The sequence below is a fragment of the Nocardiopsis algeriensis genome (genome assembly GCF_014203695.1).
GTDB classification, from domain to species: domain Bacteria; phylum Actinomycetota; class Actinomycetes; order Streptosporangiales; family Streptosporangiaceae; genus Nocardiopsis; species Nocardiopsis algeriensis.
Genome location: NZ_JACHJO010000002.1, coordinates 156226 through 180574 on the forward strand (window position 1 = coordinate 156226; position 24349 = coordinate 180574).

Sequence of the window (24349 nt, forward strand, 5' to 3'; positions counted from 1 at the left end):
GTCGGAGAAGCGCTCCCGGCCGGATGTCTCGCGCCGTTCGCGACCGGGAGCGCCAGGTGGGGAGGGGAAGGTGGGGAGCCCTTACTCGGCGGCCGGCTCGATCGCCGCCAGGGTCTGGATCGCACCCAGCTCGAACCAGCCGTTCCACATCGTGGCGGGCGTGTCCGGCGTGCCCTCGGCCTCGCTCGGCCAGTTGGTCCAGGTCTTGTTGCTGGCCTGGGCCCAGAGGCCGTTGTACCAGAGCGGGATGGCGGGCAGCTCGGCCAGCTGGATCTCCTGGATCTTCGAGGTGATCTCAGCGGCGGCCTCGACGTCGTCGGTCGGCACGGCGGCGAGCTGCTCGACGAGTTCCCAGGCCTCCTCGTTCTCGTAGCGGTGGAAGTTGACCGTGGTCTGCGTGTCGCTGATCGGCAGCTGGAACAGGTAGTCGTAGTAGGTCCACGGCGTGTTGCTCAGCTGGCGCTCGTTGTTGATGATCATGTCGTACTGGCCGCTGTTGCGGTTGTCGACCAGCAGGTCGAACTCGGGGAACTCGGCCTCGACGTTGATGCCCACCGCCTGCGCGTTCTTGGCGATGACGCGGGCGGCCTCCATCCAGTCGGTCCAGCCGGAGGGGACCGCGAGCTTGAGCTCGATCGGCTCGCCGTCGGGGGTCTCGACGAAGCCGTCGCCGTCCTCGTCCACGTAGCCGGCGTCCTCGAGGAACTTGACGGCTTCCTCGGCGTTGTAGCTGAAGCCCTCCTCCTCGACCAGCTCGTGGTCGATGTAGGCGTCCCACTCGGGCAGCAGACCGGTCGGGTTGGCCGGCTGGACCAGGTTGGAGTAGGGGCCCTCGACGATCTCGGTCATGTTGATGGAGTGGGCCAGGGCCTGGCGGAAGGCGACGTCGTCCATCGGGGCCTTGGTGGTGTTGGGCACCAGCCAGGCGGTGTTGGCGCTCCTCATGTAGGGCGGGCCCTCGTAGTAGCTGACGAGGTTCGGGTCGCTGTCGAGGACCTGGTCGATGCCCGGCAGGAAGTTGTTCGAGAGGTCGACCTCGTGCTGGTTCAGCATGCCCATCGTCACCTCGTTGGAGGCGTTGACGATGTCGATGATGTACTTGGCGTCCATCGTGAGGTCGAGGGCCTCGGCGCCCCACCAGTCGTCGTTGCGCTCCCAGACCATGCGGTCGTCGGTGTGGGACTCGTAGACGTAGGAGCCGGTGCCGACCGGGTCCTCGTTGGCGGCCTCGGAGAGCATGGCCTCGTCCGCGTCACCCCAGATGTGCTCGGGGACGATCGGGTTCGCGTAGGCCCAGTTCATCCACTCCTGGGGGCGGTTCTCCGCGAAGGTGACCTCGACCGTGAGTTCGTCGACGGCCTCCACGCTCTCGACGTAGTCCCAGACGTTGGTGTAGGGACCGCCGACCTTGCCCAGCTCCAGCGTGGTCACGACGTCGTCGGCGCCGAGGGCCTCACCGTCGGTCCAGGTCACGCCCTCGCGCAGGGTGATCTGGTGGACGTTCTCCTCGGTCCACTCGTCGCTCTCGGCGAGCCAGTGGACGTACTCACCGCTCTCGGTGTCGTACAGGAACAGCGGCTCGTAGACGAGACCGATCGTGCCGACCGTGTAGCTGCCGCGCATGAACGGGTTCCAGCTGCTCGGCGGACCCCACGCGGTACCCGTGGTGTACAGGGTCTCGTTCCGGGGGTAGGCCCCGTTGCCGCTTCCTTCACTCCCGCCCTCGCCCGCACAGGCAGTGGCCACGAGGGCCAGCGCCGCGAGCGCCGCAGGAAGTCGAAGAGACTTCATCTCGACTCCTCCTTCCACCCGGCCGGCCCGTGCAGGGGGAAATCCTCTTCCGGGAGACGGAAGGTTGGGAGCGCTCCCAGACGGAAGCGAACCTCAGGGCCGTTGCTGAACCGGGTAAGTGATGTTAACAACAACACGTGGGGTGGAAGAGCGTCAATCCCTGACACTTCGCTGTTATTTGCTTGTAACAGCGCAGATGCCCATACGTACCCAGATCGAGGCCGATCGAACCTCGACTTCTCCGAAAAACTCGGGGCGGACACGCGTCCAGAAACCGGAGAAAGACCCCGGAACCGTATCCGAACTGCGCTTTTGCCTCCGGGGCCATGGTCCCCTGGCCGGGTGGTGAGGTCCACCTCCCCGGATGCGGTCACGGCTCCAGCGGCCCGGTGCTCCCCCGCGGCTGGAGCTCACCCCTCGCGGTCTCCCGGCTACGGGGTGCCGCGCCGCCGACCGCCTCCGCGATCATCCCCGCCACCTGCCGACCGCAGGCCACCACGTCGCGGGCGACCGCGGTCAGCGACGGGCGCACCAGCTGGCACAGGGCCGAGTCGTCCCAGGCGACGATGGACAGCTGCGAGGGCACGTCGACCCCCATCTCGTGCGCCACACCGAGCCCTGCCAGGGCCATGACGTCGTTGTCGAAGACCAGGGCGGTCGGCCGGTCGGCCAGGGCCAGCAGGCGGCGGGTCGCCCTGGTGGCGGACTCCCCGGTGTAGTCGGCGTGGACCGTGTCCCCTGCCGCGCCCACCCCGGCCGTCGCCTCCTCGAAGGCCAGCGTGCGGTCCCGGGTGTGCAGGAACTCCGCCGGCCCCGCCACCCTGGTGATCCTCCGGTGCCCGAGCGCCGCGAGGTAGCGCACCACCTCGCGGACCGAGGAGGCGTCGTCGGTGTACAGGCAGGGCAGGGCACCCGTTCCGCCGGGGCCGCCCAGGACGACGGCGGGCAGGGCGAGCCCTTCCACGAGGGCCACGCGGGGATCGTCGATCCGCAGGTCCACCATGATCACGCCGTCGACGCGGCGCTCCGCGGCCCACCGCCGGTAGGCGTCCGCCTCGGCCCCGGCGTCGTCGGTGACCCTGAGAATCAGGTCGGTGTCGGAGGAGGCCAGTTCCGTCTCGATGCCCGTGAGGAGCTGGGTGAAGAAGGGTTCGACCCCGAGGGCGTGGGCGGGCCGGTCGACGACCATGCCGATCGCGCCGACCCGTCCGCCCGGGGACAGGGCGCGCGCCGTGGTGCTCGGGGCCCAGCCCAGGTCGCGGGCGATGCCGAGGATCCGCTCCCGGGTCTCCTCCGAGACACCCGGGCGGCCGTTGAGTGCGTAGGAGACCGCACCTTTGGACACGCCCGCGGCGCGGGCGATGTCCATGATCGTCGGACGCCTCATGAGCGATCCCACGGGCCTCGACCTCCCACGCTGAACCGGTTAAGCGAACAGCTGGGGATCCTACTGCATGGCTCCCGCACAAATCACCCACTAAGGGATCTTTCCCCCAAAGGTGCCTGGAATTATGCGGTCTGGCACCCTGGGCACCAGTAGAGAACACGCCCCGCCAGTTCCCGGGAGGCGATCGGCGATCCGCAGACCCGGCACGGCTCCCCCGTGCGGTAGCAGACGTACAGGGTGTCGGGGCGGGGCACCGGTCGGACGTCCGGGTCGGGCCGGTGCTCGGGGCGGGTCGTGATGATGTAGCCGTCGCGCACACCGTCGCGGAGCAGTCCCGACAGGTCGTCCCACAGGACGTCCCACTGCTCCCGGGCCAGCTCGCGGCCCGGCTTCGACGGGTCCAGGCCCGCCCGGAACAGGGACTCGGCACGGTAGATGTTGCCGACACCCGCGACGACGTCCTGGCGCATGAGCAGGGCGGCGATGCTGGTGCGCGAGCGCGAGACCGTCCTCCAGGCCCGTTCGGGGTCGGTGTCCGCGCGCAGCGGGTCGGGCCCCAGGCGGGCGTGCACCGCCCGCTTCTCCTCCTCGGTGATCACCTCGCACGCCGAGGGGCCGCGCAGATCGGCCCATCCCGAGGTGTTCACCAGACGGGCCCGGACCGCGCCGACCGGGGCGGGGGGCACGGCGAAACCCTCGTCGTCGCGAACGAGGCCGAGCCGCTCCGCCCCCTCCGCGCGGGGCGCGCCCAGGTGGCGCTCACCGTCGGCGTCGCCGAAGGTCCACGCGCCGTAGAGACCCAGGTGGACCCGCATCCACTCCCCCGAGTCGAACCCGAGGAACAGGTGCTTGCCGTGCGCCTCACCCTCGGTGAGCACCCGGCCGTCGATGCGGGCGGCTCCCTCCGCGAAGCGCCCCTGGGGACTGGACGCCCGTACGGCGCCGCCGCCGAAGGTCTTGTCGAAGTGCGCCGCAAGCCGGTGCAGCGTGTGGCCCTCAGGCACCCTGCTCCCTCCTCCGAACCGCCCGTGTCGGACACGGTGCTGCCTCCAGGGTAGGACGCCGTTGCCTCTGCCCCGCCCCGCGGAGGTCACCGCCTGCCGGGCCCTTCCGCCCGGGGCCGTGTCAGCGTGCGGCGAGGATCTCCCCGACCAGCGTGCCGCGATCGGCGAAGCAGCGCCAGGCCGGGACCACCACGACGGGGTCTCCGGCGGCTCGACCGAGGGCGTCGCCGCGGTCGACCAGGCGGCGCAGGGCCCGGCCGTCGGGGGCCCGGTCCAGCAGGAGCAGGAGGCGTCGGGCACCGAGGTGGACCGCCATGTCCGCGGTCCCACCCGCCACGGGCTGCGCGAGCACGACCCTGGCCCCCGCCTCGCGCAGCCCGTCGGCCAGCGCGAGCACCGCCGGATCGGTCCGCTCGGCCGGCGGGGACGCCAGGTCCCCGAGCGACCCCCCGGCCGTCGACCAGTACGCCCGGTCACCGACGACCACCAGGCGCTGCCGGGTGCGGGTGAGCACCGACGACCACATGTGCCGCATACGCCGGACCCTGCGCTCCACGGCGGCGGGGGCACCCTCGGCGAGCACCGGGGAGAGCACCGTGACGTCGGCGGCGTCGCGGTCGTGCCGGAGCAGTCCGGGGCCGCCGACACGCACCTGGTGGCGCAGGGCGCGCCGGCCCAGCAGCCGGCGGAGGAGGGCCTCCTGGGGTTGGAGCGGGGTGACCACGGCGATCACCCTTCCGGCGGGCAGGTGCTCGTCGACCTCGTCGACCACGACGACCGTCCGGTAGGCCTCGTCCCGGTTGACGCAGGACATCCCGGGGACCGGTTCGCACCGGCCGCCGACATCGCGCCACTCCAGAGGAGGCCCTCCGTCCGGATCGGGGCGGATACGGACCTCCGCCCGGCCGTCGTAGCAGTGGCGGAGGGCGACCTCGGCGAGCAGGGGAGGCGCACCGGTGTGCTCGTCCAGCCACAGCGTCGTTCCGGTACAGGCCCGGACGGCGTCGAGCGCGGATCCCGAGCCGTGGCGCAGCCTCCGCCTCCCCGCCCGGTCGGGGTTCAGTCCCGCGGCGGTGAGCATCCTCCTCTCCTCGTCGGGTTCCAGGGCGCTCCCCGGGCCGGGGCAGGCGGGGTCGCCGACGACCAGGGCCCGCCTGCCCCGGTACAGGGCGGGCAGCAGTTCGGCCACCCGGGTGTGCTCGGCACCCGTGACGACCACGAGGTCGAACAGGCCGGCCCGCGGCGGCAGTGCACGGACCTGGTCGGTGCGGCACGTCCAGGCGGGCAGGGTGTCGAGCAGGGCGGGCATGCCGGGCCAGCCGCCGCCCTGGTGCCAGTTGAGGCTCTCGATGCGGTTCTCCAGGGCCGGGCGGCCGCGCCGGAGGCGGTCATCGACCGCCAGGGTGAACCAGGCGGTGCCGGCCTCGCTGTGCCGTTCGAGCGCGTCGGCGAGCTCCTCGGTGAGCCGGCCGAGCGGTTCGCTCCGGACACGGCGGTCCACGGCCGCCCGCCATCGGGTCTCCAGCCGGGCGACCGAGCACAGCCTGTCGAGGTCGGCAGGATCGGTGGACACGCCCAGCTCCCGGCGCACGGCAGCCCGGTGGCGGTGTCCGGCCAGGCCGGCGGCGCCCGCGCGCTCGGCGCGGTACAGCCAGTACTCGGGGCCGCCCCGCTCGGGGGTGAACAGGGTGTCGGGGTCCCATCCCTCGGCGACGGCGCGGCGGCGTTCCTCCACCAGGCGGGCGAGTTCGTGGCCGCCGGAGGCCAGGTCGTCCATGGCCGCCCACGCCTTGCGGACCCGGGACCAGTGCCGGGCCAGGTCCTCGCGGGCCGCCGCCCCGCCGTCGTCCGCGACCGCGCTGCCGGGGCGCTCGGAGAGCAGGGAGGCGAGGAGGCGGACCTGGCCGACGAGGTGCTCCTCGCCACCGACCCGCACGACGGGGTGGTCGGGGGCCTTCCCCGACCGGTCCAGGAACTCCCGGACATCGGCCTCGGACGCCCCGCACACCAGGACCCGCTGTCCGGTGCCGACCGCCGTGCGCACGACGGCGTCGACGAGGTCGTGCGCACCGGTGCCGGGCGGCGCGGCGACCGCGGTGAGCCGTCCGCGCATCGCCTCGGACAGGGCCTCGTACCGGGACTGCCCGATTCCGTCGGCGCAGATCGGGACGGGTTCCTCCCCGTCACCGGGTCCGTCCGTGCCCGCGGGAGCGCCGTCCGGGCCCCCGAAGGGTCCCAGCAGGGCCTCCAGGGCCGTGCCGCCGATGTCCGCGGGGTCGAACCCGTCGGGATCGGACGGGTCGAGATCGGCGAGGACGTCCCCGACCGTGCCGGTCCCGTGCCCGCCGGCTCCGGGACCCGCAAGGAAGAGGAGGGCGACGTTGTGGGCGCCGGTCGAGGCGCTGCGGGGGGCGCCCCGCACGGCGCGGGGGTCGATGTCGTCGATGCGTTCGATCTCCAGGCGGGCCAGGAGATCGCGCGCCTGCGCGGCGAGGGCGGCGAGGGCCGCCGGTCGGTTGCCCGTGCCCGGGGCACCCGAGCGCAGCCGTGCGCGCAGCCCGAGGAGGTCCTCGGGATCGGTGATCCCGGCCCTGGCGAGGAGGGCGGGGTTGACGTCGGGCGGGCCGACCGCCCGGACCCGGGGGACACCGGGCCCCTCGGCAGGGGTCGCGGCCCGGACATCGACGGTGAGCAGGGGCAGGACGGACCGCTCGGTCCCCTCACCGAGGATCACGAGGGGATAGCCGTAGCGCAGGGTCAGGGTGCCGCGGTCCGCCGCCCGCAGGACGCGGGTCGCGGCGGGGCCGAGCGGAAGGGTCTCGCCGGCGCCGCTGAAGAGCAGCTCCGGCCCGGCGGGCAGGCAGGCGCACTCGTCCGTGCCGAGGAGATCGAGCCCCATGCCGTGGGTGTGCACGGCCTCGCGGCGCAGGCAGGCGCGCAGGTAGGCAAGGAGGGCGCGGATCTCGCTCTGGGGGACGGAGGGGTTCCGGTGCATCGGCGCATCCCCTTCTCCCGGGCTCCGGGCGCCGGGGAGGGCCGCCCCCGGAGCCGGTCCGGCGTTCTGCGCGGTCTGCCCGTCGTCGCGCAGAGATCTCATACCGCCTCCCGATGCCGACCACGTAGCCGTGCTGTCACACTCCGATGTCAGCGCCCATTGTCACGGACAGCGGCGTCCGGGGCCCGGGAAACAGCGGAAACCGTCCCGGTTCTCCTCAGGGACGGTGCGCCCCGCCCTCCCCGCGCCCGCTCATCCGCAGGGCGATCCAGAGTTCGGCCCGGTGGTCGGGATCGTCGAGGTCACCGGGGAGCAGTTCCCTGATGCGCCTCATCCGGTAGCGGAGCGTGTGGCGGTGGATCCCGAGGGCCTCGGCCGCGGAGTCCCAGCGGCCCGAGGCGGCGAGGTAGGCGCGCAGCGACGCGAGGAGCTCGGCGGAGGTGCGCTCGGCCGTGAGCGGGGCGAGCAGGTCCTCGGCCAGCCGGGCCCCGACCGGGTTGTCGGCCAGGTCGAGCAGGCCGCCGGGCAGGTCCGCGGCCCGGACCACCCCGTCGGTGCCGGCCGCCTCCCTGGCACGCTCGGCCTGGGCGAGCGCGAGCGCCAGGTCCCGGTAGGAGACGGGGGTGCTCATCCCGGTGGGGCCCTCCAGCACCTCGCCGACCGCGGCTGCGGCCGCTTCCGCCGCGGCGAGCAGCACCCCGCGGCCGCCGTGCTCGGTGACCAGCACCCCGTCCGGGGGGTGGGTGCGGTCGGCGCGGTCGGCCACGGCCACCACGACGGGCTCGGGCGGGAGCACCTCGCGCAGCAGGGCGGCGCCCGGGTGCTCGGGGTCCAGCGCCCCGGTGAGCAGTGCGGTGAGCACGCCCTCCCCCGTCCGCTCGGTGTCCCCCGAGGCGCTGCGCTCCAGCTCCAGGGACAGCAGCGACACCGCGGCGTTGACGAGGGTCCTCTGCTCGGTGCCCAGGGGGCCGTCCACGCCCACGGCGAGGAAGCCCCGGACACGGTGGCCGACGGCCAGCGGCTGTACGGACACGTGTTTGCCCCCCGATGTCAGGGAGAGGCTGGCGCGGGGACCCGCCGCACGCAGGCGCCCCAGTTCCCCGGCCAGGTCGGCCCCGCGTCCCGCGGCGGCCGCGGGCGAGGCGTGGCGGACCGAGCCGTCGGAGGCCAGGAGGAGCACCCAGGCGTCGAGGTCCCGGGCCAGCCGGTCGGCGATCGCGGGCCCGCCCGAGAGCGCCGACCGCGTGAGGTCGCGCTGGGCGGTGAAGGCGCGGCTGAGCCCCTCGTACTCCTCCTTGGCCAGCAGGCGCGACACCTCCTTGCCGACCGCGATGAAGGGGGTCTCCCTGCCGATCTCCAACAGGGCCAGGCCGAACTCCTCCGCGGCCTCGCACAGCTGCGCGGGGGTCTGCTCCAGGACCACTCCGACGCCGAAGCCCAGCCCGGCCACCTTCCGCTCGGCGAGCCTGCGCACGTAGCCGCGCAGGTCGGGGACGGAGTCGGCCCAGCGCACGCCGGTGGTGAGCAGGAGCTCACCGCCGGCCAGGTAGGGGGTGGGGTCGGTCAGCTCGCTGACGGCGACCCACTCCACCCGGCGGCCGAGGTGCTCGTGCCCGGTGAGCAGCTCCAGCCGCAGGGAGGGCGTCCGCAGCAGCGCGCCCAGTGTCGGTGGCATCGCGGCAGCTCCCCTCCTTGGCAGGATCTGACGTATTGGCGTATCCACCTGGTTCGATTATCCACCGTGTCCATGCCTGACGTGTTCCCGCGCACCTAGTGTCGTGCACGTCGGCCAACCGTCCCGACCGTTCCCGCACCCAGTGAAGGAGGCAGACGCATGGCAGCGACCGAGATCGCCCAGTCCCGCCGGGTCGTCACCGAGATCCCCGGCCCCAAGTCCCTCGAGCTCCAGAAGCGCCGCCGCGCGGCTGTCGCCCAGGGCGTCGGCAGCACCCTGCCCGTGTACGTCACCCGCGCGGGCGGCGGCATCGTCGAGGACATCGACGGCAACGCCCTCATCGACTTCGGCTCCGGTATCGCGGTGACCAACGTCGGCAACGCCGATCGCCGCGTGGTGGAGCGGGCCACGGAGCAGCTGGGGCGCTTCACCCACACCTGCTTCATGATCAACCCGTACGAGAGCTACGTCGAGGTCTGCGAGGCCCTCAACCGCATCACGCCGGGTGACCACGAGAAGCGCTCGATCCTGCTCAACTCCGGTGCCGAGGCCGTCGAGAACGCGGTGAAGATCGCCCGCAGCGCGACGGGCCGCCAGGCTGTGGTGGTCTTCGACCACGCCTACCACGGCCGCACCAACCTCACCATGGGCCTGACCGCCAAGAACATGCCCTACAAGCAGGGCTTCGGCCCCTTCGCGGGTGAGATCTACCGGATGCCCATGGCCTACGCGTACCGCTGGCCGACCGGCCCGGACAACTGCGGCCCCGAGGCCGCCGCGATGGTCGTCGAGCAGATCACCAAGCAGATCGGCGCGGACAACGTCGCCGCCGTGGTGATCGAGCCGATCCAGGGCGAGGGCGGCTTCATCGAGCCGGCCCCCGGCTTCCTGCCCGCCGTGGTGGAGTTCTGCCGCGCCAACGGCATCGTGTTCGTCGCCGACGAGGTGCAGACCGGCTTCGCCCGCACCGGCCACATGTTCGCCTGCGAGCACGAGGGCATCGTCCCGGACCTGATCGTGACCGCCAAGGGCATCGCCGGCGGCCTGCCCCTGTCCGCGGTGACCGGCCGCGCCGAGCTGATGGACGCCGTGCACGGCGGTGGCCTGGGCGGCACCTACGGCGGCAACCCGGCGGCCTGCGCCGCCGCACTGGGCTCGCTGGAGGCCATCGAGTCCGACGGCCTGGTGCAGCGGGCCCGCGAGATCGGCGACCTGATGCTCGGCCGCCTGCGCGAGATGGCCGACCGGTACGAGATCATCGGTGACGTGCGCGGTCGCGGCGCGATGGTCGCGATCGAGCTGGTCACCGGCCAGGACAAGGAGCCCAACCCCGAGGCCCTCGCCAAGATCCTGGCCCACTGCCACGCCCGCGGCCTCATCCTGCTGAGCGCCGGCACCTACGGCAACGTGATCCGCATGCTGCCGCCGCTCGCGATCGGCGACGAGCTCCTCCACGAGGGCCTCGACATCCTCGCCGAGGCCTTCGAGCAGATCTGAGGTCCGCCCCAAGAGGGATGTACCGCAGGCAGGGCCGCGCCCCCGACGGGGGCGCGGCCCTCGCGCGTACCTGGCGGGCCTGTCGGAGGGGCCGCTCTGGACCCGTGAGCAGGGGCGGGGGAGACTGGGCGCATGTCGGAACTTCTCTCGCGCCACCGCGCGGTCATGCCCTCCTGGCTGCCCCTGTACTACGAGTCCCCGCTGGAGATCACCGGTGGCAGCGGCTCGCGCGTCACCGGCGCCGACGGGCGCACCTACCTCGACTTCTTCGCCGGCATCGCCACCAACATGCTCGGCTACGACGTGGCAGAGGTGCGCGAGGCCGTGGAGCGCCAGCTGGCCAAGGGGGTCGTGCACACCTCCACGCTCTACCTGATCCGCAGCCAGGTCGAGCTCGCCGAGAGGATCGCCGAGCTCTCGGGCATCCCGGACGCGAAGGTGTTCTTCACCAACTCCGGCACCGAGGCCAACGAGACCGCTCTGCTGCTGGCCACCTGCGCGCGCGGCAGCGACGAGGTCCTGGCCATGCGCGGCAGCTACCACGGCCGCTCCTACGGCACCATCGCCGTGACCGGCAACCGCGTGTGGAAGAACTCCTCCCTCTCACCGCTCAACGTCCACTACCTGCACGGCACGGACCAGGCCTCCCCGGTGTTCCGCGGAATGTCGGAGAAGGAATACGTCGAGGCCTGCGTCGCCGATCTGCGCGACGTCCTCGACACCGCCGCTCCGAACGTGGCCTGCCTGATCGCGGAGCCGGTCCAGGGTGTGAACGGTTTCGCCATGCCGCCGGACGGGCTGTACGCCGCCTACAAGGAGGTGCTGGACGAGCACGGCATCCTCTTCGTCTCCGACGAGGTGCAGACGGGTTGGGGCCGTACCGGGACGAGCTTCTTCGGTATCGGCAACCACGGCGTGGTCCCCGACGCCATGACCTTCGCCAAGGGCCTGGGCAACGGCTTCGCCGTCGGCGGTGTCGTGGCGCGCGGCGACCTCATGGACGGCCTCCCCGCCGCGGGCGTGGCCACCTTCGGCGGCAACCCGGTGTCGATGGCCGCGGCCGGGGCCGTTCTCGACCACGTGCTGGAGCACGACCTCCAGGGCAACGCGCTGCGCCGGGGCGCCCTGATCCTGGAGGGTCTGCGCCCTCTGGCGGAACTGGCGAGCGTCGGGGACGTGCGGGGCAAGGGCCTGATGTTCGCCGTGGAGATGGTCGACCCGGTGACCGGTGCCCCGGCACCCGCGACGGCGGGAAGGGTTCTGGAGGCCGCCAGGGAGCGCGGGCTCCTCATCGGCAAGGGCGGTGTGCACGGCAACGTGCTGCGCATGGCGCCGCCGCTGACCCTGTCGGAGGAGGAGGCCGCCGAGGGCCGCGACATCCTGCTGGACGCCGTGCGCGCGGTCGACGCGGGGGTGTGAGGGCACGGAGGTACGCACACGGCGGAGTTCCCGGATATACCGGACCGATGAGTCTCACCGACGGCCGGTGACAGGGGGCACGGAGTATCGTGGAGGTGCGGTCGGCGGGTCCGCCGCCGACGATCGGATGCCTTCCAGGAAAGATGTGCTCACTTCCCCCTCCTCCCCGTGGAAGCGAGCGCGTCGCACCGGCGCTCCGGGTCCGTTCCTCCCCTAGGACCCGGAGCGCCGCCGCATCCGGTGCTCACCGGACCGCGAAGAGCCTCTCGCCGACGGCGGTCGGCGCCTCGAGCCCCATGACGGCCGCGCACTCCCCGCAGCCGAACACCTGGCTCCCGTCCGGCAGGACCCCCAGGACCCTGCGGGGCCTGGGCCACCTGGTGTGGCAGGCGGCGCAGGCGTCCCCCATGCGCTGCTCCGCGCTCAGCGCCTCCGGGTCGTAGACGTAGGTGTCGGACGCACCGTCTGACGTGGCTGGTTCGCACATCGTGCTCATTCCGCGCAATGTCCTTGCTCCCCCCGTGGTTTAGGACAGTCTGGCGGGCCGGTCCTCGCCGGCTCCTTAAAGGAATCAGAGGCCTGGGGGACCCGGATGGGGTCGGACCAAACCAAATCACTCCGTGCAGGTAGATCATAACCCTACGTGAACAAGCCTGGGAAGACCCCAGTTCAAGCCTGTACATTCATAGGCTTTGCCGGAAAACTGACGGACCGCAAGGGTAAGGGACCTCATCCCGCAGACCGCGGAGCGACCGAAAAGCGACGGAGAGAAAGAGCCGGATTAGCGACCCGAACCTCCTCTACCCGGGCAACCGAAACATCGGCCACGGCGACCTCGAAGCCCTGCTCTCCCAGCGCGGCGACCGGCGTCCCCATGGGATCGACCACCATGCTGTTTCCGGCACCCAGCGGCGCCGACTGGCCCGAGGCCGCCACGTACACGGTGTTCTCGATGGCCCTGGCCCGCAGCAGCGTCCGCCAGTGCTCCTCCTTCAGAGGCCCCGGCACCCACTGCGCGGCGAGCAGGACCACATGCGCGCCGGCGTCGGCGATACGCCGAGTCACCTCGGGAAAGCGCAGGTCGTAGCATGTCTGGAGGCCGAAGACCACCCCGTCGACGGCAAAGGTCTGCGGCTCGTCGAGAGGACCGGGCGAGACCACGTCCGACTCCCGGACACCGAAGGCGTCGTAGAGGTGGATCTTGCGGTAGAGCGCGATCCGCTCCCCCTCCGGTGACAGCGCCACCAGGGTGTTGGTGAAGCGCTCCGCATCCTCCGCCCCGGCCTCGTTGACCCCGACCACCAGGTGGACACCCTCCTTGCGGGCGACCTCGGCCGCGGCCGCGAGGAAGGGGCCGTCCAAGGGCTCCGCGGCCTCGACGCAGCGGTGGTCGGTGCGCGGCGCGGTGAACATGGCGTACTCGGGCAGCAGCACCACCCGCGCACCCCGCTCCGCGGCCCGTCCGGCCAGCTCGGCCACCGTGTGCAGATTGGCCTTCTTGTCCTGCCCCGGGGCGAACTGGCCCACCGCGACCTGAACCATGCAGAACACTCCTCGTCCACCTGGGGCTCGTGCCCTGAGTGTACGGCTAGCCCGAGAGAGCGATCTGAAACGCCCTTGCCATGGGCTAAACGGTCGTTTAGTCTCTTGAACATGAGTTCAGCCACACCGCCCGGCAACCCGGACCTCACGGCCCGCGCGCGCATCCGCGACGCCGCCGTCGTGTGCTTCGGCAACCGCGGGTTCGACGTCAGCGTGCGGACCATCGCCGAGGCCGCCGGGGTCTCCCCCGGCCTCGTGATCCACCACTTCGGTTCCAAGGAGGCGCTGCGCAAGGCGTGCGACGACCACGTCGCCGCCACGATCGACGAGGTCAAGACGGAGGGCGTCACCGCACCCGACTCCGGGACGCTCATCGAGCAGTTCGCCACGGCGGAGGAGTACGCGCACCTGGTGGCCTACGTCTTCCGCTCCATGCAGGCCGGCGGAGACCTCGCCCGCACCCTCTTCGACCGCATGGTCGCCGACGTCGAGCGCTACATGGCCGCCGGTGAGGCGGCGGGCACCATCCGCCCGACCCGGGACCCGAAGGCGCGGGCCCTGTGGATGACGGCCAGTTCGCTGGGCGCGCTCGTGCTCCTGGTCAACCTCCGGCACCCGGGGCCCGACGTGGACTTCCGCGAGGTGGTGCGGGAGTGGCAGACAGAGCACGCGCTCCCCGTCCTGGAGGTCTACACCGAGGGCCTGTTCCCCGACAGCACAGCCCTCGACGCCTACCTCGCCCACAAAGACGGCGCCACCTGACGGACACGGCGGCGCATCGCCCCCGAGAAAGGAATTCCCCGGCCATGACAGACACCGTCATCGACGCCCGGGGCGTCGTGAAGCGCTTCGGGCGCTTCACCGCCCTGGACGGACTCGACCTCACCGTGGAGGCCGGCCAGGTCGCCGGCTTCCTCGGCCCCAACGGGGCCGGGAAGTCCACCACCATCCGCGTCCTGCTCGGCCTGCTGCGGGCCGACGCCGGGACGGTCCGCCTGCTCGGCGGCGACCCGTGGAAGGACGCCGTCGCCCTGCACCGCCGCCTGGCCTACGTGCCCGGGGACGTCTCCCTGTGGCCCAACATGACCGGCGGCCAGGCCATCGACCTGCTCGGAAGGCTGCGCGGCGGCCTGGACCCCGACCGCAGGGAGGAGCTGCTGGCCCGCTTCGAGCTGGACCCCTCCAAGAAGGCCCGCACCTACTCCAAGGGCAACCGGCAGAAGGTCGCCCTCGTCGCCGCGCTGGCCTCCGACGCCGAACTCCTCGTCCTGGACGAGCCCACCTCCGGGCTGGACCCGCTCATGGAGTCGGTGTTCACCCGGTGCGTGCTGGAGGCCAAGGCGCAGGGCCGCACGGTGCTGCTGTCCAGCCACATCCTGTCCGAGGTCGAGAAGCTCTGCGACACCGTCACCATCATCCGCCGGGGGCGCACCGTGGAGTCGGGGACGCTGGAGGGCCTGCGCCACCTGACCCGCTCCACCGTGCGCGCCTCGGTCGACGGCGACCCCTCGGTGCTGTCCGGCCTCGACGGCGTCCACGACCTGTCCGCCGACGGGAACCGGGTGTCCTTCGCCGTCGACAACGACCGCCTCGGCACCGCCGTGCGCGCGGTCGGCGACCTGGAGGTGCGCTCCCTGGTGTGCACCCCGCCCTCGCTGGAGGAATTGTTCATGCGCCACTACGGCGACGAGCTGTCGGCCCTGGACGGCAGCGGAGGGGAGCGCACGTGAACGCCCTCACCGGAACCGGGACACTCCTCCGGTTCGTCCTGCGACGCGACCGGATCCGTCTGTCGGTCTGGACGCTCGCACTGGTCGGGACCGTCGCCGCGACCGTGCCCGCCCTCGACGAGATGTTCGCGACCGAGGCCCAGCGCCGGTCCCGCGCCGCGCTCATGGACACCCCCACGGGGATCGTCTTCGGCGGTCCCGGATACGGGCTGGACGACTACGGCCTGGGCCCGATGGTCGTCAACGAGCTGACCATGAGCCTGCTGATCGCGCTGGCGGTCATGAACATCCTGCACGTGGTCCGGCACACCCGCGCCGAGGAGGAGAGCGGCCGGGCCGAACTGCTGCGGTCCGGCGCCGTGGGCCCGAGCGCCCAGATGACGGCCGCCCTGGCGACCGCGGCCCTGGTCGACCTGGTCATCGGCGGCCTGGTCGCCGCGACCCTGGCCGGCAGCGGCCTGGCCATCGCCGACTCGGCGGCCTACGGCCTGGGCCTTGCCCTGGCCGGAATCGCCTTCGGCGCCGTCGCCGCCGTGTGCGCGCAGGTCACGGGGTACGGGCGCGGCGCGGCCGGGCTCGCGTTCCTGGCCGTCGGTGTGCTGTTCCTGTTCCGCGTCGTCGGTGACATGGCCGAGCCCGGCGGCAACGCCCTGTCGTGGCTCTCCCCCTTCGCCTGGGTCCAGCAGACCCGCGTGTACGACGACCTGCGCTGGTGGCCGCTGCTGCTGTACCCGCTCCTCGTCTGCCTGCTCTTCGCCGCCGCCTACGCCCTGGCCGGCCGGCGCGACCTGGGCGCCGGACTGGTCCCGCCCCGGCCCGGCCCCGCCGGGGCCGGGTCCCTGCTCCGCGGAGCGACGGCCCTGCACCTGCACCAGCAGAGGGGGGCGGTCATCGCCTGGGCCGCGGCCGTGTTCGCCTTCGCCGCCGCCTTCGGCACGCTGTCGAGCGAGATCGACACGATGCTGGAGGAGAACCCCGAGCTGGGCGCCGTCTTCCTCGGGGGCACCTCGGAGGTCATGGCGGGCTACCTCGGCACCATGGTGAGCTACACGATGATGGCGGCGTCCGCCTACGCCGTCGTCTCGGTGCTCCGCACCCGGAGCGAGGAGTCCTCGGGGCGCGCCGAGGCCGTCCTGGCCACGGCGGTGAGCCGGTACCGCTGGTTCGGCGGGGCCCTGGTGGTGAGTGCCCTGTCCTCGACCCTGATCGTGCTGCTGGGCGGGCTCGGCATGGGGATCGGCGCCGCAGCCGCGGTGGAGGACTCCTCCTGGATCGGCACGATGCTGGAGGCCGTCCTGGCCCAGCTGCCCGTCGCCCTGCTGTTCACCGCTCTGACCGCCCTGGTGGTGGGAGCGGCACCGCGCCTGGTCCCGCTGGTGTGGGCCTGGTTCGGCTACAGCGTCCTCGCCACGATGTTCGGCGGGCTGCTCGGCCTGGACGAGTGGCTGGTGGACCTGAGCGCGTTCAGCATGCTGCCCCTGCTGCCGGGCGGCGAGTTCGAGGCGGCACCTGTCGCGGTGGCCGCGGCCGTCGCGGTCGCCGCGGCCGCGGGCGGACTGCTCGGTTTCCGCCGCCGCGACCTGCTGCCGGTGTGAGCGGCGGTCAGGAGAGGAGGGAGAGCGCCCAGGCCGGGGCGAGGACCACGACGAGGAAGCGGGCGGTGCGGGTGGTGAAGGTGATCGCGCAGAACAACACGACGTTCATACGCACCACCCCGGCCAGTACCGCCACCACGAAGAACGGCGGAACGCTGGCGAAGGAGCTCACCGCGAGCAGGCCCGCGCCCCAGACCGGACGGGCCTCGGCCCTCCGGCGCCAGGTCTCGGCCCGGGCGGCCCACTTGCCCGGAGTCCGGGTCCTGCGGCGCAGCCACGGCGCCGTGAGGGTTCCCCGGCCCGCGTAGTAGTAGGGCAGTTTGCCCAGGGTCTGGCCCAGAGCCGCGGCCAGGGCCATGGCCGTCAGGGCGCCGTCGTCCAGGGCGACGGCGGCGCCCGCCAGGTACAGCTCGATGTTGACGACCGGCACGAGGCCCGAGGCGAGGGCGACCAGGAAGGCCAGGCCCGTCTCGATCACGCCGGCCGCCCCGAGGCGCTCAGAGCTCGGACGCCGCGAGTTGGCCGCAGGCGCCGTCGATCTCCTGGCCCCGGGTGTCGCGGACCGTCACCGAGACGCCGTGCGACTGGAGACGGCGCACGAACTCGCGCTCGTCCTCGGGGCGCGAGGCGGTCCACTTGGACCCCGGCGTGGGGTTGAGCGGGATGAGGTTGACGTGTACCAGGTGACCCTTGAGGAGCTTGCCGAGCAGGTCGGCCCGCCAGGCCTGGTCGTTGACGTCCTTGATGAGCGCGTACTCGATGGAGACCCGGCGCCCGGTCGTCCCGGCGTAGCGCCAGGCGGCGTCGAGCACCTCGGCGACCTTCCAGCGGGTGTTGATGGGCACCAGCTCGTCGCGCAGCTCGTCGTCGGGGGCGTGCAGGGAGATCGCCAGGCGCACCTGCATCTTCTCGGCGGTGAGCTTGTCGATGGCGGGGACCAGGCCCACGGTGGAGACGGTGACGCCGCGCTGGGAGATGCCCAGGCCCCCCGGGACCGGGTCGGTGATGCGGCGCACGGTCTGCAGCACGCGCTTGTAGTTGGCCATGGGCTCGCCCATGCCCATGAACACGATGTTGCTGATGCGCCCGGGGCCCCCGGCGACCTCGCCGCGAGCCAGGTCGCGGGCGCTGGCGACCACCTGCTCGACGATCTCGCCGGTGGACAGGTTGCGGGTCAGCCCGGCCTGGCCGGTGGCGCAGAACGGGCAGTTCATGCCGCATCCGGCCTGTGAGGAGATGCACAGGGTGACGCGGTCGGGGTAGCGCATGAGCACCGACTCGAACAGCACGCCGTCGAAGGCCTTCCACAAGGTCTTGCGGGTCATGCCGTTGTCGCAGGTGATGTGCTTGACGGGGGTGATCAGCCGCGGCAGCAGGGCCTCGCCGAGCTTCTCCCGCGAGGAGGCCGGCAGGTCGGTCATCGCCGAGGTGTCGGACTCCAGGCCGCCGAAGTAGTGCTTGGCGATCTGCTTGGCGCGGAAGGGCTTCTCCCCCAGTCCTGTGACGACCTCGACCCGCTCCTCGGGTTCGAGGTCGGCCAGGTGCCGGGGCGGCTTGGCACGGCGGGGGGCGACAAAAGTGAGCTCGGCGGGCATACAGAGTCCGTAGGAGATGGAGTCGATGGTCTGGGGCCCGGCGCGGGACAGCAGCGGTTCCGGTCGTTATACGACTTATACGCGGCTGCGGTGCAGCTCCGCCTGTCAGGGCACTACCGTCGATTCTACGCACTCGGCGGACGGGCCGGACGGGCACGGCCCGGCGGGCCCCGGCAACAGGGTTCGGCACCCGGGAGGACCGGTGACAGGGATCGACGTCCTGCTCGACGAGATCAGCCCCTATCAGAGTCGCCGGGTCGTGGTCGAGTGCGACTCCCGCACCACGGCCGCCTACCTGCTCGACGCACGCGGGCGCATCCGCGTCCCGGTGTGGCTGGCCAACCACGAGATCGCTCCGCCCGCCGGGGGCCCGGACGAGGCCGGCGAGGGCCGGGCGCCGCTGATGCCCGAGGCCCACACCAAGCATCCGCAGGGCCGCCCGCGGTTCGACCCCTCGTGCCTGCGCGCCGTGTGGTTCGAGGAGGGCGACGGGGTCGCCCTGGTGGACGAGGAGGGCCTGCTGGCGGTCATCCCCGGCTGGGCCGAGGCCGACAGCGGGCTGCCCGGATACGCGCGCGAGGCGATCGGCCGCAGCGCCTACGCGTGGGAGCTGGACCCGGTGAAGAACCAGCTGTGGCCGCGTGTGGTGCACGCCGAGGCCTACTGGGACTGGCGCCGGGCCTCGGGCGCGTGGCGCAGCGTGCAGCGCACCGTTCTGGGCCACCTCAACCGCCGGGTGGGCGAGGCGGGCCACTACTGGGACGTGTCGGACGGCCATCCGCCGCTGCTGCGGGTGTCGGAGCGCCCGCCGACGGAGCACCGGCCCTACACGATCCTGTCGACCGTGGGGATGTGCGGGCAGCGGATGCCCACGTTGGACCGGTACATGGCCAACACCTCCCAGTACGCCCGGGTGGAGCTGGCCCTGGCCACGACGATGCCGGCCCACCAGGCGGCACGGGTCTTCCGCTGGATCGGCGCGTTCCCCTGGCGGGCCGTGACCTGGTTCGGCACCGGGCACACGGTCAAGTGGCTGGACAACCCCGAGGACAGGTCGATGCGGCGCGGTGCGGGCGCGGTGCTGCTCCTGGAGGACCCCTCTCCCCTGGTTCCCGACCCGTCCCTGTACCCGCCGGACACCTCGGGGCTCACTTTTCAGGGCGACCCGGTGCGGTGGCTGTGGATCGTGCCGATCACCCGCCCCGAGCACCTGTTCGCCAAGGAGCACGACAGCGCGACGCTGGTGGAGAAGCTGGCCGCGGAGGGGCGCAGCTGGATTCTCTCCTAGGCCGTGTCCTTCGGACGTTCCCGCCGTATCGGTGGAGCCGGTCCTCCGGCGAGCGGCCCGGGACGATCCGCGCAGCAGGGCCGAGGGCCCGGTGTCAGCCCGCCATCTCGCGGCTGTCCCGGACCTGGCCGAGCACGCGCCGGCCGCGGACCTGGCCCAGGAGCTGGTGGAGGCGGGCCACGTCCTCGTCACTGAAGCGCTCGACGAGGCTGCGCAGGGTCGCGCCGGGGTCGGGGCAGGTGCTGAGCACCTCGTCCATCACCCGGGCGGTGTACTCCGCCCGGGTCTCGCTCGGCCAGTAGACCCAGGCCCGGCCGGCCTTCTCCCGGTCGAGCAGACCCTTGTGGAAGAGGATGTTGGCGACCGTCATGACAGTGGTGTAGGCGATGTCGCGGTCGTAGACCATGGTCTCGCGCACCCGGCGCACCGAGAGCGGCTCCTCGGACCGCCACAGCGCGTCCATGATGGCCGACTCCAACTCCCCCAGGCCCTTCATGGTTCTCTCCCACCCCCGTGTGTCCGGCGAGTACTACCGAGATCGTAGACATGGGAAGGGCTCCGGCGTGGGAGAACTCCGCAGAGCACGCAGATCCGACTCCGGCCGCGCCGTTCACCGGCGTTTCACGACCGCCCGTGCGAGGAGAGGCGGGAAAGAGGAACCGCGGCGGCCGGGCCCGGGTTCCGCCGCGCCCGCTGGGAACGTCGGTGGCGGAACCCGGCCGTCCTGCCCGGCCGCGTGCACTCCCTTGGGACGGGATCGGGGCCGTCGGGGTTCCGGGAAACCGGCTCCGAAGGGCCCGGGAGAGGAAAAGTGACGCACGCCACACCGTGTTCGACGGGGAGCGGCCACCCTCTTCACACGCACAACAAGCCCCATAACCCCACAAACAGGACCTAAGGTACACTCTTGGTGTGTCTGCCAACACGCAGAGCCAATAATCTTGTGAAGAATTGTTAGCTATCTCCCAGTTTCAACACCTGTCGCGTTCCCCGCCGGGAGGCCGGGACAAGTAGCCTGGTACCCGACGAGTGCTGGCCAGGCCAGATGTCTCCCGCTGTGCCGGGAGGATCCCACGTTCGTTCCTTGAGCCCGCCTTGCCAGCAGCCACCCGTCTTCCAACATTCACAAGCGAGCAGCGGAAGTGGGCGATCTCCGCCGTGTCGTCTGAGGCGTCTCAACCCCTGACAGATTTCGGTCCCAACGAGTGGTTGGTCGAGGAGCTTTATCAGAAGTACTTGAACGACCCGAACTCGGTCGACAAGGCCTGGTGGAATTTCTTCGCGGACTACAAGTCCGCGGAGACTGCTGGAGCGAAGGGTGGGGGAACGGCCAAGGCGAAGACCGAGAAGGCTCCCGCGCCTGCTCCCGCCGCACCCGAGAAGAAGGCCTCCTCCCCCGCTCCCAAGCAGGAGAGCAAGGACGAGGCCCTCCAGGTCGAAGAGGAACGGCTGCGCGGCGCCCCCGCGCGCACAGCCACCAACATGGAGTCGAGCTTGACGCTCCCCACCGCGACCAGCGTGCGCGCGGTGCCCGTCAAGCTCCTCTTCGACAACCGCATCGTCATCAACAACCATCTCCGTCGCGGCCGCGGTGGGAAGGTCTCCTTCACCCACCTCATCGGCTACGCCATGATCAAGGCCCTCGAGAGCCTGCCGGAGATGAACCACTCCTACACGGAGCTGGACGGCAAGCCCGGTGTGGCCAAGCCCAAGCACGTGAACTTCGGTCTGGCCATCGACCTCCAGAAGCCGGACGGATCCCGCCAGCTCGTCGTGCCCTCCATCAAGAAGGCCGACGAGATGGACTTCATGGAGTTCTGGAGCGGCTACGAGGACCTGGTCCGCAAGGCCCGCAACAACAAGCTGGGCGTGCCGGACTTCCAGGGCACCACGATCAGCCTCACCAACCCCGGCGGCATCGGTACCGTGCACTCGGTCCCGCGCCTGATGCCGGGCCAGGGCACCATCCTGGGTGTCGGCGCCATGGAGTACCCGGCCGAGTTCCAGGGCGCGTCCTCCGACACGCTGGCCGAGCTGGGCATCAGCAAGGTCATGACGCTGACCTCCACCTACGACCACCGCATCATCCAGGGTGCGCAGTCCGGTGAGTTCCTGCGCCGCATCCACCAGCTGCTGCTGGGCGAGGACGGCTTCTACGACGAGATCTTCCGTTCCCTGCGCATCCCCTACGAGCCGGTGCGCTGGGTCCAGGACATCCACGTCAACAAGGCCACCCAGCTCGACAAGACCACCCGCGTCCAGGAGCTGATCCACGCCTACCGCGTGCGCGGCCACCTGATGGCCGACACCAACCCGCTCGACCACGAGCAGCGCAGGCACCCGGACCTGGACGTCCTCCAGCACGGGCTGACCCTGTGGGACCTGGACCGCGAGTTCCCCACCGGGGGCTTCGGCGGCAAGCAGGTCATGAAGCTGCGCGACATCCTGGGCGTGCTGCGCGACACCTACTGCCGCACGGTGGGTATCGAGTACATGCACATCCAGAGCCCCGAGGAGCGGGAGTGGATCCAGTCGCACGTCGAGCGTGAGCACGAGAAGCTCGACCGCGACGAGCAGCTGCACATCCTGCACAGGCTCAACAGCGCCGAGGCGTTCGAGACCTTCCTGCAGACCAAGTACGTGGGCCAGAAGCGCTTCTCCCTCGAGGGCGGCGAGTCCCTGATCCCGCTGCTGGACGGCGTCATCACCAAGGCCGCCAAGTCCGAGCTGGACGAGGCCGTCATCGGCATGGCCCACCGCGGCCGCCTCAACGTGCTGGCCAACATCTGCGGCAAGTCCTACGGGCAGATCTTCGGCGAGTTCGAGGGCAACCTCGACCCGCGGAGCGCGCACGGCTCCGGCGACGTGAAGTACCACCTCGGAACCGAGGGCGTCTTCCGGACCCGCGACGGCGAGGAGATCCGCATCTCGCTGGCGGCCAACCCCTCCCACCTGGAGACGGTCAACCCGGTCGCCGAGGGCATCGTTCGCGCCAAGCAGGACCTGCTCGACAAGGGCGCGCACGGCTTCACCGTGCTGCCCATCCTCATCCACGGCGACGCGGCCTTCGCCGGCCAGGGCGTCGTGGCCGAGACGCTGAACCTCTCCCAGCTGCGGGGCTACCGCACCGGCGGGACGGTCCACGTCATCGTCAACAACCAGGTGGGCTTCACCACCTCGCCGAAGGACAGCCGTTCCAGCGTCTACGCCACGGACGTGGCGCGGATGGTGCAGGCGCCGATCTTCCACGTCAACGGGGACGACCCCGAGGCCGTGGTCCGGGTCGCCCACCTCGCCTTCGCCTACCGCCAGGCGTTCAACAAGGACGTCGTGATCGACCTCGTGTGCTACCGCCGCCGCGGCCACAACGAGGGCGACAACCCGGCGTTCACGCAGCCGCTGATGTACGACGTCATCGACGCCAAGCGCTCCACCCGCAAGCTGTACACCGAGGCCCTCATCGGCCGCGGCGACATCACGGTGGAGGAGGCGGAGTCGGCACTGCGCGACTTCCAGAACGAGCTGGAGCGCGCCTTCACCGAGACCCGCGAGGTCGAGAAGAAGCCGATCGAGCCGGGTTCCGTGGTCAAGCCCGTGGTGTTCACCGAGGGCCGCCTGGACCACTCCTCGGTCGAGACGGCCATCAGCAGCGAGACCGTCAAGCGGGTCATCGACACCCAGGTCAGCCTGCCCGAGGGCTTCACCCCGCACCCGCGTCTGGCGCCGCAGCTGGCACGCCGCCAGACGATGGTGGAGACCGACGCCGTGGACTGGGCGACCGGTGAGCTGCTGGCCTTCGGCTCGCTGCTGCTGGACGACCACCCGGTGCGCCTGATCGGCCAGGACAGCCGCCGCGGCACCTTCGGCCAGCGCCACGCCGCGCTCGTCGACCGCGAGACCGGCGAGACCCACACGCCGCTCAAGCAGTTCGACAACGGCACCACGAAGTTCCACGTCCACGACTCGCTGCTGAGCGAGTACGCGGCCCTGGGCTTCGAGTACGGCTACTCGCTCGTGCGTCCCGAGGCGCTGGTGATGTGGGAGGCGCAGTTCGGCGACTTCGTCAACGGCGCCCAGACCGTCATCGACGAGTACATCAGCTCCGGCGAGCAGAAGTGGGGCCAGCGCTCCAGCGTCACCCTGCTGCTGCCGCACGGCTACGAGGGACAGGGCCCGGACCACTCCTCGGCCCGCATCGAGCGCTTCCTCCAGCTGTGCGCGCAGGAGAACATGACCGTCGCGATGCCCAGCACCCCGGCGAGCTACTTCCACCTGCTGCGCTGGCAGGCGAAGTCGCCGATCCAGCGGCCGCTGATCGTGTTCACGCCGAAGTCGCTGCTGCGCCTGAAGGCCGCCACGTCGGCCGCCGAGGACTTCACCTCGGGCCACTTCCGGCCGCTGATCACGGACGACTCGATCGCTCCGGAGAAGGTCCGCCGCGTGGTGCTGTGCTCGGGCAAGGTCTACTACGACCTGGACGCGGCGCGCCGCAAGAGCGGTGACCGCCACACGGCGATCATCCGCACCGAGCGGCTCTACCCGCTGCCGATCGAGGAGATCCGCGAGCAGCTCAAGGCCTTCCCGAACGCGGGCGAGGTCCTGTGGGTCCAGGAGGAGCCGGCGAACATGGGTCCGTGGCCGTTCGTGGCGCTGGTCTTCTCCGAGCAGCTGGACCGTCCGTTCACCCGGATATCGCGTCCTGCCTCCTCCTCCCCCGCGGCCGGCTCGGCCAAGCGGCACGAGGCGGAGCAGCGCGCCCTGGTGGACACGGTCTTCCCGCCCGCCGACTGACAGCGAGGGGTGCACCGGGTTCTGCAGGAGGAGCCGCAAC

The 24349-nt window shown here is 71.5% G+C and carries 17 protein-coding genes; 7 read left to right on the plus strand and 10 right to left on the minus strand.

Annotated elements, in window-relative coordinates:
• Positions 1–81: 81 nt before the first annotated feature.
• The 5 genes from FHS13_RS03020 to FHS13_RS03040 form a co-directional block, all read right to left on the minus strand.
• Positions 82–1791 (minus strand): ABC transporter substrate-binding protein, encoded by a 1710-nt coding sequence (locus tag FHS13_RS03020; protein ID WP_184287110.1) that lies wholly within the window; start codon positions 1789–1791, stop codon positions 82–84.
• 370 nt (positions 1792–2161) lie between these two features.
• Positions 2162–3178: a LacI family DNA-binding transcriptional regulator gene (locus FHS13_RS03025; RefSeq protein WP_184287113.1), complete on the minus strand. Its 1017-nt coding sequence runs from the start codon at positions 3176–3178 to the stop codon at positions 2162–2164.
• 122 nt (positions 3179–3300) lie between these two features.
• Positions 3301–4182: an Fpg/Nei family DNA glycosylase gene (locus FHS13_RS03030; RefSeq protein ID WP_184287116.1), complete on the minus strand. Its 882-nt coding sequence runs from the start codon at positions 4180–4182 to the stop codon at positions 3301–3303.
• Positions 4183–4303: 121 nt separating this feature from the next.
• Positions 4304–7279, minus strand: a complete 2976-nt coding sequence (locus tag FHS13_RS03035; RefSeq protein ID WP_184287119.1) for an ATP-binding protein — start codon at positions 7277–7279, stop codon at positions 4304–4306.
• A gap of 115 nt (positions 7280–7394) precedes the next feature.
• Positions 7395–8852, minus strand: coding sequence for a PucR family transcriptional regulator (locus FHS13_RS03040; protein WP_184287122.1), 1458 nt, complete (start codon positions 8850–8852; stop codon positions 7395–7397).
• A 159-nt stretch (positions 8853–9011) separates the two neighbouring features.
• Between FHS13_RS03040 and gabT the strand changes: the two genes are divergently transcribed.
• Entirely contained in the window at positions 9012–10349 is a 1338-nt protein-coding gene (gene gabT / locus FHS13_RS03045) for a 4-aminobutyrate--2-oxoglutarate transaminase (protein WP_184287126.1), read from the plus strand.
• Between the two features lie 132 nt (positions 10350–10481).
• The gene (locus FHS13_RS03050) at positions 10482–11768 is read left to right on the plus strand and encodes an aspartate aminotransferase family protein (protein ID WP_184287128.1); all 1287 of its coding nucleotides are present in this window, start codon (positions 10482–10484) and stop codon (positions 11766–11768) included.
• 244 nt (positions 11769–12012) lie between these two features.
• Here the strand turns inward: FHS13_RS03050 and FHS13_RS03055 are convergent, their stop codons facing one another.
• Both FHS13_RS03055 and FHS13_RS03060 read right to left on the minus strand, forming a co-directional pair.
• Positions 12013–12255 (minus strand): hypothetical protein, encoded by a 243-nt coding sequence (locus FHS13_RS03055; RefSeq protein WP_184287950.1) that lies wholly within the window; start codon positions 12253–12255, stop codon positions 12013–12015.
• 242 nt (positions 12256–12497) lie between these two features.
• Positions 12498–13310 carry a carbon-nitrogen hydrolase family protein gene (locus FHS13_RS03060; RefSeq protein ID WP_184287131.1) on the minus strand — a complete coding sequence of 271 codons (813 nt, stop codon included), beginning with the start codon at positions 13308–13310 and terminating at the stop codon, positions 12498–12500.
• Positions 13311–13421: 111 nt separating this feature from the next.
• Between FHS13_RS03060 and FHS13_RS03065 the strand changes: the two genes are divergently transcribed.
• The 3 genes from FHS13_RS03065 to FHS13_RS03075 are packed head-to-tail and all read left to right on the plus strand — an operon-like array spanning position 13422 to position 16635.
• A complete protein-coding gene (locus tag FHS13_RS03065) occupies positions 13422–14072 on the plus strand; it encodes a TetR/AcrR family transcriptional regulator (protein WP_184287134.1) in 651 nt (216 codons plus the stop codon).
• 44 nt (positions 14073–14116) lie between these two features.
• Positions 14117–15040, plus strand: coding sequence for an ABC transporter ATP-binding protein (locus FHS13_RS03070; protein WP_184287137.1), 924 nt, complete (start codon positions 14117–14119; stop codon positions 15038–15040).
• Complete coding sequence (locus FHS13_RS03075; protein WP_184287140.1) at positions 15037–16635, plus strand: anibiotic ABC transporter efflux pump; 1599 nt, start codon at positions 15037–15039, stop codon at positions 16633–16635. The genes FHS13_RS03070 and FHS13_RS03075 overlap by 4 nt, the downstream gene beginning before the upstream one ends.
• A 7-nt stretch (positions 16636–16642) precedes the next feature.
• Here the strand turns inward: FHS13_RS03075 and FHS13_RS03080 are convergent, their stop codons facing one another.
• Together FHS13_RS03080 and rlmN are read right to left on the minus strand one after the other, a co-directional pair.
• Positions 16643–17113 (minus strand): hypothetical protein, encoded by a 471-nt coding sequence (locus FHS13_RS03080; RefSeq protein WP_184287143.1) that lies wholly within the window; start codon positions 17111–17113, stop codon positions 16643–16645.
• A gap of 19 nt (positions 17114–17132) precedes the next feature.
• Positions 17133–18230 (minus strand): dual-specificity RNA methyltransferase RlmN, encoded by a 1098-nt coding sequence (rlmN, locus tag FHS13_RS03085; protein WP_184287146.1) that lies wholly within the window; start codon positions 18228–18230, stop codon positions 17133–17135.
• A gap of 202 nt (positions 18231–18432) precedes the next feature.
• On the opposite strand from rlmN, the gene FHS13_RS03090 reads away from it, so the two are divergent.
• Positions 18433–19518, plus strand: a complete 1086-nt coding sequence (locus FHS13_RS03090) for a suppressor of fused domain protein (RefSeq protein ID WP_184287149.1) — start codon at positions 18433–18435, stop codon at positions 19516–19518.
• A gap of 94 nt (positions 19519–19612) precedes the next feature.
• On the opposite strand, the gene FHS13_RS03095 is transcribed toward FHS13_RS03090, so the two are convergent.
• The gene (locus tag FHS13_RS03095) at positions 19613–20014 is read right to left on the minus strand and encodes a BlaI/MecI/CopY family transcriptional regulator (protein ID WP_184287152.1); all 402 of its coding nucleotides are present in this window, start codon (positions 20012–20014) and stop codon (positions 19613–19615) included.
• Between the two features lie 662 nt (positions 20015–20676).
• Here FHS13_RS03095 and FHS13_RS03100 point away from each other — a divergent pair.
• Positions 20677–24309 carry a multifunctional oxoglutarate decarboxylase/oxoglutarate dehydrogenase thiamine pyrophosphate-binding subunit/dihydrolipoyllysine-residue succinyltransferase subunit gene (locus FHS13_RS03100; RefSeq protein ID WP_184287155.1) on the plus strand — a complete coding sequence of 1211 codons (3633 nt, stop codon included), beginning with the start codon at positions 20677–20679 and terminating at the stop codon, positions 24307–24309.
• Positions 24310–24349 lie beyond the last annotated feature (40 nt).